The 9,328-nt window shown below is 70.7% G+C and carries 11 protein-coding genes and 1 pseudogene; 8 read left to right on the top strand and 4 right to left on the bottom strand.

What is annotated here, in order from left to right:
• The 3 genes and pseudogenes from Q0116_RS04430 to Q0116_RS04440 all read left to right on the top strand — a co-directional run.
• A pseudogene (locus Q0116_RS04430) lies at positions 1-584 on the top strand (phenylalanine--tRNA ligase subunit beta); the annotation flags it as partial.
• Between the two features lie 128 nt (positions 585-712).
• Positions 713-868, top strand: a complete 156-nt coding sequence (locus tag Q0116_RS04435) for a hypothetical protein (RefSeq protein ID WP_297885895.1) — start codon at positions 713-715, stop codon at positions 866-868.
• 141 nt (positions 869-1,009) lie between these two features.
• Positions 1,010-1,894 (top strand): NAD(P)H-binding protein, encoded by an 885-nt coding sequence (locus Q0116_RS04440; RefSeq protein WP_297885897.1) that lies wholly within the window; start codon positions 1,010-1,012, stop codon positions 1,892-1,894.
• Positions 1,895-1,954: 60 nt separating this feature from the next.
• On the opposite strand, the gene Q0116_RS04445 is transcribed toward Q0116_RS04440, so the two are convergent.
• The 4 genes from Q0116_RS04445 to Q0116_RS04460 all read right to left on the bottom strand — a co-directional run bounded on the left by Q0116_RS04445 (position 1,955) and on the right by Q0116_RS04460 (position 5,989).
• Positions 1,955-2,380 (bottom strand): universal stress protein, encoded by a 426-nt coding sequence (locus tag Q0116_RS04445; protein WP_297885899.1) that lies wholly within the window; start codon positions 2,378-2,380, stop codon positions 1,955-1,957.
• A gap of 94 nt (positions 2,381-2,474) precedes the next feature.
• Positions 2,475-2,945: a peptidylprolyl isomerase gene (locus Q0116_RS04450; protein ID WP_297885901.1), complete on the bottom strand. Its 471-nt coding sequence runs from the start codon at positions 2,943-2,945 to the stop codon at positions 2,475-2,477.
• 119 nt (positions 2,946-3,064) lie between these two features.
• Complete coding sequence (locus Q0116_RS04455; protein WP_297885903.1) at positions 3,065-4,765, bottom strand: hypothetical protein; 1,701 nt, start codon at positions 4,763-4,765, stop codon at positions 3,065-3,067.
• A gap of 57 nt (positions 4,766-4,822) precedes the next feature.
• On the bottom strand, positions 4,823-5,989 hold the full coding sequence (locus Q0116_RS04460) for an FAD-binding oxidoreductase (protein WP_297885905.1): 1,167 nt from the start codon (positions 5,987-5,989) through the stop codon (positions 4,823-4,825).
• A 75-nt stretch (positions 5,990-6,064) separates the two neighbouring features.
• Between Q0116_RS04460 and Q0116_RS04465 the strand changes: the two genes are divergently transcribed.
• From Q0116_RS04465 to Q0116_RS04485, 5 genes are all read left to right on the top strand, one after another.
• Positions 6,065-7,051 carry an ornithine cyclodeaminase family protein gene (locus Q0116_RS04465; protein WP_297885907.1) on the top strand — a complete coding sequence of 329 codons (987 nt, stop codon included), beginning with the start codon at positions 6,065-6,067 and terminating at the stop codon, positions 7,049-7,051.
• A gap of 114 nt (positions 7,052-7,165) precedes the next feature.
• A complete protein-coding gene (locus tag Q0116_RS04470; protein WP_297885909.1) occupies positions 7,166-7,567 on the top strand; it encodes a DUF4864 domain-containing protein in 402 nt (133 codons plus the stop codon).
• Between the two features lie 88 nt (positions 7,568-7,655).
• Entirely contained in the window at positions 7,656-7,844 is a 189-nt protein-coding gene (locus Q0116_RS04475; RefSeq protein ID WP_297885910.1) for a hypothetical protein, read from the top strand.
• Between the two features lie 172 nt (positions 7,845-8,016).
• A complete protein-coding gene (locus tag Q0116_RS04480; RefSeq protein WP_297885912.1) occupies positions 8,017-8,595 on the top strand; it encodes a TlpA family protein disulfide reductase in 579 nt (192 codons plus the stop codon).
• Position 8,596: 1 nt separating this feature from the next.
• Positions 8,597-9,271 carry a cytochrome c biogenesis CcdA family protein gene (locus Q0116_RS04485; RefSeq protein WP_297885914.1) on the top strand — a complete coding sequence of 225 codons (675 nt, stop codon included), beginning with the start codon at positions 8,597-8,599 and terminating at the stop codon, positions 9,269-9,271.
• The last annotated feature ends 57 nt before the right edge of the window (positions 9,272-9,328 follow it).

Here is a 9,328-nt window from a genome sequence, read left to right on the forward strand (position 1 = left end):
CGAGCCTCGTCGGCCTCGGCTTCGAGGACCTCCTCAACTTCCACATGACGAGCGGGACCGAGAACTTCGACCGGATGCGGGTCGATCCGGGGACCGGCGGCGCCGCGGTCGACGGCGCGGGCGTCTTCGGCGGCGGCGAGCCGGTGCGGATCACGGAGCCGTACAGCGAGGAGTACACCCAGCTCCGCACGTGGGCGCTCCCGTCGCTCGCGATGTTGCTGGAGCGGAACACACACAACGCCTACCCGCAGGACGTGGCCGAGGTGGGCTTCGTCGCGGAGCGCGACGAGGCGGCGGACTCGGACGTGGCCGAGTCGCGGCACGTCGCCGGCGCGGTCGCCCGCCGCGACGCCTCCTACGAGGCCGCGAAGGGCAGACTCCAGGCGCTCTGTGACGACTTCGACGCCGAGTTGGAGACCCCGCGGACCGAACACCCGACGTTCATCGAGGGGCGCGCCGCCGACGTCGTGATCGACGGCGAGCGCGTCGGCGTGATCGGCGAGCTCCACCCGGCGGTGCTCGTCGAACACGACCTCGAGGTGCCGGTCGCCGCCTTCGAGTTCGACCTCAACGCGCTGCGGTGAGCGACGGGGAGACGACCGCGTCGCGTCGTGCGCACGGCGGAAGTTCCGTTTCGGCGGTTCCATAACGAATTATCACAGATACGAACGGGAACAGAAGACATATAATCGACATGGGTTTCTAGGCGGCCATGAACTGCGAGAGATGCGGCATCGACGCCACGCTCACGCACCGGGACGTCGACGGGTTCGCGTACTACCTCTGTGAGGCCTGTCTCATCGGGTGGGACGCGGTGCGGTCCCCGTCGGTCGACGCGGGCGACGAGGCGCGGTCGGCCGCGCAGTAGGCGCGCGGTCGCCGTCGGGCGGGTCGAACGCGGGAGCGCCGTCGGCCGCGGCGGGGCGGACACCCCCCCGTCACGCCGGGCCGGATCTCGGACCCGTCTGTCGACCCAACACCCTTGCCGATAGGGCTCGTACCGACTGTTATGCGGATTCTCATCGTCGGGGCGACCGGGTTCGTCGGCACGCGGCTCACCGAGGCGCTACACGCGGCCGGCCACGACGTCGTCGCGTTCTCTCGGAGCGCGAGTCGGTCGGCGTTCCCGGAGGGCGTCGAGGTGTTCGAAGGCGACCTCGGCGACCCGATGTCGGTCGCGGGCCTCTGCGAGGACATCGACGCCGCGTACTACCTGATCCACTCGCTGACGGCCGAGAACTTCGCCGAACTGGACCGGACGTACGCCCGTCGGTTCCGCAAGCTGGCGTCGGAGGCCGGCGTCGACAGAGTGGTGTATCTCAGCGGGATCAGCGGCGACGAGCGGAACCTCTCGCCCCACCTCGCGTCGCGCCGCGAGGTCGAGTCCGTGCTCGAGGCGGGTGACTTCGACCTGACCGTGCTCCGCGCGGCGATCATCATCGGCGCCGGGAGCGCGAGCTTCCGCATCGTCGACGACCTGACCGATCGGCTCCCGGTGATGACCGTTCCGAAGTGGGTTCGAACCCCGTGCCAGCCGATCGGCATCGCGGACGCGGTCGCCTACCTCGTCGGCGTGCTCGACGCTGACGAGACCCGCGGGGGCATCTACGACATCGGTGCGCCGACCGTGTGGTCGTACGAGTCCCTGCTGAAGCTGACCGCCGGGCGCAAGGGAAAGCGCGTCCTCATCGTACCGGTTCCGGTGATGTCACCGGCGCTGTCCTCGCACTGGCTCCGGCTGACGACGGACGTCCAGTACGCCATCGCCCGACCGCTGGTCGAGAGCATGCGGAACCCAGTCACCGTCGACGCGGACCGAGACCTCCAGTCGGTCGTACCGATCGAGCAGACCTCGGTTGAGACGGCGGTCGAAGACGCGCTCGCGGACGGATAGCTCGACCGACTGCCCTCCTCCTACGAGCGGAGACACCGCGAGCGCGGGCGAGCGGCGCTCTCAGGGGTTCTGGTTGGGGAAGACCATCACCGGAACGTCCGCCTCGTGGATGAGCCGATTTCCGGGGTCGCCCGCCAGCGTCCGCTTCCACGCGTCGATGTCGCGCGGCGTGAAGGCGACGAGCGTCGCCTCGGTCATCTCGATCGCGTCGACCAGCGCCTCCGCGACCTCGCGCGCCGCGAGCGTCACCCACTCGAACTCGAGGTCGCGTCGGTAGAGGATGTCCGAGAACGTCTCGTAGGTCGCTCCGGCGAACTTGTCTCGACCGGTCTCGATCGTCGTCTCGGCGTCCGTCCCCTGCGTGACGTGCGTCACGATGAGCGTGGTCCCCGCGTCGAGGTGCGGCCGAACCGCGCGCGCCGTCGCCTCGGCGTCCTCGGGGTCCGCGATCGGGACGAGAATACGTTCGAAGAGCTCGTCGTTCACAACTGAACTGTCGGCCAGACGAATATAACTCGTGCGGGTCGTTCCCAAGATGTGACCGTCCGGGCGCGGCGGTCGGCGGCGGCCCGGTTCGAACTCAGTTGACCTCGATAATCTCGACGTCGAACGTCAGCGTTTCGCCGGCGAGGCGGGGGTTGAAATCCACCCGCACGACGTCCTCGTCGACGTGCGTGACCTCACCTTGGCTCCCGTTCTGGGCCTCGAGGAACGAGCCCTCTTCCGGGGTCTCGCCGCCGAGCATCTCCCGGAGCTCCGCGGTGTCGAACTCCTGGACGTGTTCGTCGCTGGGTTCGCCGTAGGCCTTCTCGGGCGGGATCGTCAGCGTCTCGGTCTCCCCCGCTTCGAGACCGATCAGTCCCTCCTCCATCCCCTCGATGACCTGTTCGGCGCCGATTTCGACCGTGAGCGGCGCGTACTCTCTGTCGGGCTGCGCCTCGGCGAGGCCCGTCTCCTCGGCGACGGACTGCCGGGAGGTGTCGAAGACCGTCTCGTCGTCGAGTCGGCCCGTGTACTCGAGCGTCACAGAATCGCCAGTAGCTATCGGCATACGAGTTCGAGCGGCGCCGCACGGATAGTCTATGCCATCGAGCGACGAGAGTCGGCGGCCACGGCGCGTCGGCGCCCGCGTCGACGGTCAGCCGGACGGCGACGGCGGGAGCGTCGCCGTCACTGCGATCCGACCGCGTTCCGGAGCGCGCGCTGCGCGCGGTACAGCGTGTACGCGACGGAGAGGCCGACGAGGACCACCGCCGCACCGGCGGCGGCGAGCACGGGACCGGACGCCGGCTCCTTCAGGTCGTCGTCCGTCCCGCAGTTTCCGCAGCCGTCGTCGCCGCAGTTCCCGCAGCCCGGCGCGTCCGTCGAGTCGTCGTCCGCTGAGGCGGACTCCGGGCCGTCTCGGTCGACCGCGGCGGCTTCGCTCGCGTCGGGCGCGTCGGTGGCCTCGCCCGTCTCGGGAGCGAACCCGTCCGGGCTCGTCTCGCCCCGTGTTCCGTCGACAGTGTCCGTAGTGGCCGCAGTGTCAGCGGTGGCGACCGACCCGGCGGTCACCTCGACCGAGTCGGCGCCCTCGCCGACCGCGTCGTCCGAGTCGTCGAACAGGTGCGGCGCGTGCGAGCGGAGCGCCTCCAGCCCCGCCTCGATCTCCTCGCGGTCCTCGTGGCCGACCGCGAACTCGGACAGCTCCTCGACCATCTCGCGGGCGCGTTCGGACCGGTCCGTCTCGACGTAACTCCGGGCCGCGTCGAACATCGCTCGGCCGAGCCAGTGCGCGAAGACCGGGTTCTCGTACCGCCGTTCGAGTTCTTCGAGGCGTTCGAGCTTCGCCTCGCCCGCCTCGATGTCGCCGTCGAAGAACGAGGCCCGCGCGGAGAAGAACGTCGCCACCGCCGCCCACGTCGCGCTCGACGGCGTCGAGAGCCGCTCGTGGTGCGCGGTCGTCTCGCCGGCCCAGTGTTCGACCCGACTGACGTCGGCCGCCTCGAAGCCGGCGCGCGCGGCGTTCGCCGTCGCGACCGGGAGCCAGCGGGTTATCGAGTCCTCCCGGGCCGGGTACCGGTCGGCGAGCGCCTCGATCCGGCCGATCCGGTCCTCGATCGCCTCCACGTCCGTCCGCTTGGCGTCGGCGTTCGTCCGCCCGGCGAGGACGCCGGCGAGCCCCGCGGCGACGTCCCCGTCCGGGTGAGTGCGGAACAGCTCCTCCGCGCGGGCGACGCGGTCGTCTCCGTCCGAGGGTCCGAGAGAGGCGTCGGGCGCGTCGACCGCGTCCTCGGTTCCGAGCGGGACGTCAGCCTCAGCTTCGTCCTCGCCGTCGCGTTCACCGCCGAGGTACAGTTCCGCGTGGGCGTACGCCCGCAACAGCGCGGCGGCGACGTCGGGCTCGGGGTGGGCGTCGTACACCGTTTCGAGGCGGTCCAGCAGGGGTTCGATCCGATCGCGGCGGTTCCCCTTCCCGTTCGCGTGGATCGTCTCGGCGGTCGCCCGGGCCAGCGGCGCCGCGATCGCCGGTTCGGGGCGGCGGTCGTACAGCGCCTCGATCCGGTCTCGGTACGCCTCGATGCGGCCGGGGTCGATCGCGGTCTCGTAGAGGTCGTCGCGGTCCCGCACGCTCGTCGCGTTCGCGAGGGCGTTCGCCAGGTGGACCGCGACGTCGTCGGCCTCGTCGCGGCCGCGAAGCCGGTCCAGCCGCTCGATCGTTTCGGCCTCGGCGTCGAACGCGCCGCGCGCTCCGTAGGCGTCGGCGAGCGCGACGAGGGCGTCGATCATTCGCGCGCGGTCGTCCGAGCTCCGCTCGGCCGGATCCGTCGCGCCGATCGCCTCGACGCATCGTTCGAGTTCGTCGACCGATCGAGTGTCGCTAGCTACCATGTGTGTTGGATCGTGGTTGGCGCGTCCCGACGTAAACGCTCGCTTTCGAGCGCGGTGTCACGCGACGTTCCCCTCGTCGAGCGCCTCGCCGCGTTCGAACCGGGATCGCGAGAGAGACGCGCCGTCGATCAGGTCCGTCTCGCCGCCGCCGACGAGGTCGGCGACGACCCGCCCGGAGGCGGGGGCGTGTTGGAACCCGTGTCCGGAGAACCCGGCCACGGTCACGAGGCCCGGGACGCTCTCCTCGATGATCGGGTGGTGGTCGGGCGTGACCGCGTACAGCCCGGACCAGCCCCGTTTCACCCGCGTGTCGGGACCGAAGTACGCCGCGTACTCGGCCGCGTTTCCGACGGCGCGCGCCGCCCATTCGATGTCCATCGACTCGTCGTACGCGTCGGGGTCCTGGTCGGGGTCGGCCTCGTCGAAGTGGCCGCCGACGAGCGCGACGCCGTCCCGCTCGGGGCGGAAGTACGACCCCGTTTCGAGGTCGACCGTCAGCGGGACCGACTCGGGGACCGGCCGCGTCGGGCTCGTGACGGCGACTTGCCGCCGCCGAGGGGCGATCGGGAGGTCGACCCCCGCCATCGCGCCGACCTGCGCCGCCCACGCGCCCGCCGCGTTGACGACGCAGTCCGCGTCGTGGCGTTCGGATCCCGTCGCGTTCCGTCCCCGGAGACTCACGCCGACGACGCGGTCCCCGTCGCGGTGGACCGCCGTCACGGTCGTCCGCGTCCGGATGTCGACGCCCAGGTCGCGAGCGGCCTCGGCGTACCCCTGGACGGCGAGGTTCGGGTCGGCGAACCCGTCTTCGGGGTTGTACGTCGCCGCGACGAACGGCTCCGGGTCGAGGCCCGGGCAGTGGTCGGTCGCCGCCGCGGGCGTGAGCAGTTCGCTTTCCGCGCCGAGGGCGCGCTGTGCGTCGACGTTCTCGCGGAAGCGCTCGGCGGTCGCTTCGCCGCGCGCGAGGAACAGGTAGCCGTTCTTTCGGAGCCCGATGTCGACGCCGAAGCGCTCCTCGAAGGTGTCCCAGACGCGCTTGCTGGCGAGCGAGAGTTCGACGTTCACCCGCGAGGAGAACTGCGACCGGACCCCGCCCGCCGAACGGGCCGTGCTCCCGCCGCCGAGCGAGCCCGTTTCGACGAGGGTCACGTCCGCGCCGCGGTCGGCCAGCGAGTGCGCGGCGGCGAGCCCGACGATCCCCCCGCCGATCACGAGTACGTCCATACCGCGCCCTGTCGCTCCGGCGGTAAAAGCCATGCCGCCGCGCAAGCTAAGTCGGCCGCGAGCGACGCCTCGCACATGGTTCTCGTACTCTCGGAAGCGGCGGTCGAGCGGCACCTCGATCTGGCGGGGCTCGTCGACGTGGTGGCCGACGCGTTGGGCAGACAGGCCGCGGGCGACGTCGAACGACCGCGCCGGCCGCACTTCCCGGTTGGCGCGGGTCTCGACGGCGACGACGGTCTCGGAACCGGGATCGCGATGCCCGCGTACGTTCACGGCGCGGACCATTACGCCACGAAGCTCGTCGGGGTCCACGAGGGGAACCCGGAACGGGGCCTCTCGACGATCAACGCGCAGATCGTGCTGACGGCGGCCCGGACGGGCCTTCCGGTCGCGTTCATGGGCGGGACGACGGTCACCAACGCCCGGACGGGCTGTATCGGCGCGGTTTCGGTCCGCGAACTGGCACCGGACACGGGCGGGGACGGGCTCACGCTGGGAGTCGTCGGCGCGGGCGCACAGGCGCGGTGGCAGACGCGAGCGATCGGGACGGTCCGGAACCTCTCGGACGTGCGGATATACTCACCGAGCGACTCGCGGGAAGCGTGTGCGGCGGCGTTGAGCGAGGAGGGGGTCCCGGCGCGCGCGGTCGAAACTCCCCGGGGAGCCGTCGACGGTGCCGACGTGGTAGTGACCGCCACGACCGCGACCGAGCCCGTCTTCCCGCCCGACGCGCTCGGTGACGGCTGTCTCGTCGTCGCCGTCGGCGCGTTCACCGCGGAGATGCAGGAGCTCGACCCGTCGCTCCTCGAACGCGCGGAGCGCCGCTTCGCGGACGTGCCCGCGGAGGCCGCCGAGACCGGTGACGTCCTCGCGAGCGACGTCGACGAGGGGGACCTCACCGAACTGGGCGTCCCCCTGACGGCGGCGACGGACGCCCGGGCGGCGCCCGACGAGGTGGTGGTCGTCTTGAGCGTCGGCTCCGCCGCGCTGGACGCCGCCGCCGCCGAGACCGTCTATCGGCGGGCCGTCGAGGCCGGTGCCGGAGTCGACGTCACGCTGTGAGATGCGTCCGTCGTGAGGGGAGGTCGGTGGCACTCGTCGGCCGGTTGCGGCCGACCGGCGGTCCGGCCCCGCCGGACGGTTAATACCGCTCGCGGCCCTGATACGCGTGTTCAGATGGCCGAGCAGTATCCGATCGCAGGACTTCCGGAACCGGATCCGACGTACGACCCCGAGGAGGTGGTCGCGCTTCAGCTCGAGGCGCTCGCGACCAACGACGACCCGTTCGAGGACGCGGGCATCGGGGTCGCGTACAACTTCGCGTCGCCGGCGAACAGGCGGGCGACCGGGCCGTTCGACCGCTTCCGCCGGATGGTGAACAACCCGCGGTACGCGCCGATGATCGACCACGTCGAGGCGGTGACGGGACCGGTCGAGCGCGATGCCGACGGCGCCGCGCAGCGCGTCACGCTGACCGGGCCCGAGGGCCGTACCGTCACGTACGCGTTCGAACTGTCGCGCCGCCGGCGCGGCGAGCTCGACGAGTGCTGGCTGACCGACGGCGTCGCTCGCGAGTAGCGCGAGTGCCGGACGCAGACCGGAGTCCTCGGCGGAGGGGACGCGTGATGGGTCGAACAGTTATCCGTATCACACGCCAACAGTACGTGTGACTACTGAACACACGCACGTCGCGGTGCTCGCGGACGAGGAGGAGTACGACGGCGGGCAGACGTCGGAGCTCCCGGTCGTCGATTACGAGTTCGTCGGGAGCATGTACATGTTCGACCTCGCGGACGGGACGTCGAGGTCGTACGGGACCGGGGTCGTCGAGGAGGTCCGTCCGGTCGACGAGTGAACGCGGGGCGGTCGCCCGCACAGGTCGGTCCGAGGTACTGCGATTCGGGGGTGGCTGAGCGTCGAGTGCCCGAACCGGGTTCGCCGATCGCTCGGCGGTCGCCGGACAATTTCGAACGAATCCGAACGAATGTTGAACAACATATTACCGTCAGCGGGCCAGTCGTCCGCCCATGGACGACCCTCGTGCGACGCGTGACCGGTCCGTTCGGCTCTCCAGACGGCGGTTCCTCGCGGCGGCGGGAGTCGCGGGCGCGGGACAGTTCGCCGGCTGCCTCGGCGTCGGGTCCGGACCCGACGACGGTACCGGCGGTGGCGACGGGTCGACGGACGCCGCGGCCGACTGGCGGACGACCGAGTTGACCGACGTGCTGACCGACGAGTCGTTCCGCGTCGACGACTTGGCGGGACCGGTCGCCATCCAGTCGTTCGCCGTGTGGTGTCCGAAGTGCGAGCGCCAGTCGGCGGCGCTGTCCCGCGTCGACGAGTCCGTCACCGCCGTCAGTCTCAACACCGACCCCAACGAAGACGCCGAGAAGGTCCGACAACACGCGGCGGAGAACGGGTTCGACTGGCGGTTCGCGGTCGCGCCGGCGCCGATGACGCAGTCGCTCGTCGACGCGTTCGGGCCGGCGGTGACGAACGCCCCGAGCACGCCGGTCATCGTCGCGTGTGACGACGGCGTCGCCGAGTTCTTCTCCGGGAGCGAGCAGTCCGCCGCCGAGATCGAGGCGGCCGCCGACGAGTGTTGAGATGGAGCTCCTCACCGCGGTCGCGGCGTCGTTCACCCTCGGACTGGCAACGCCGTTGTCGGCCGTGTGCGTGATTCCGCTGTACCCGGGGTTCCTCGCGTTCCTCTCGAATCAGGACGACAACGCTCCGCCGATAGCCGTCCTCGGCGTTCTAGTGTCCCTCGGTGTCATCGCGTTCATGGGCGCCGTCGGCCTCCTGTTCACGACGCTCCTCGAGACGTCGCTGACCGCTGTCGTAGAGGCCGTTTCGCCGCCGGCGTTCGCGCTGCTCGCAGTGCTGGGCGTCGTGTTGGCTGCCGACCTCCATCCGCAGGCCGCACTCCCGACCGTCGAACCGCCGCAGACGCGGTTCCCGTCGCTGTCGGCGTTCGCGTACGGGGCCTTCTTCGGGGCCATCGTGTTGCCCTGTAATCCGGGGTTCATCTCGGTGTTCTTCGCCAGAGCGTTCCTCTTCTCGGACCCGATTGCCAGCGTCGCGAACTTCGGGGCGTTCGGCGTCGGGATGGCGAGCCCGCTGCTCGCGTTCGCCGTCGTCTCCGAACGGTGGCGCGACCGCGTGCTCCGACTGCTGACGGACAACCGCCGGCTCGTGAACCTCGTCACCGGCGTCACCCTCGTCGCGATCTCGCTGTACTACCTGATCTTCGTCTTCGGTGTCGGCGGCGTGATAGGGTAGTCGGTTGTCGGACGGGCGGCGTTCGGAGCCGATCAGAGACGGACAGCGACACAGATC

This window comes from uncultured Halorubrum sp., from assembly GCF_937146585.1.
Classification (GTDB): domain Archaea; phylum Halobacteriota; class Halobacteria; order Halobacteriales; family Haloferacaceae; genus Halorubrum; species Halorubrum miltondacostae.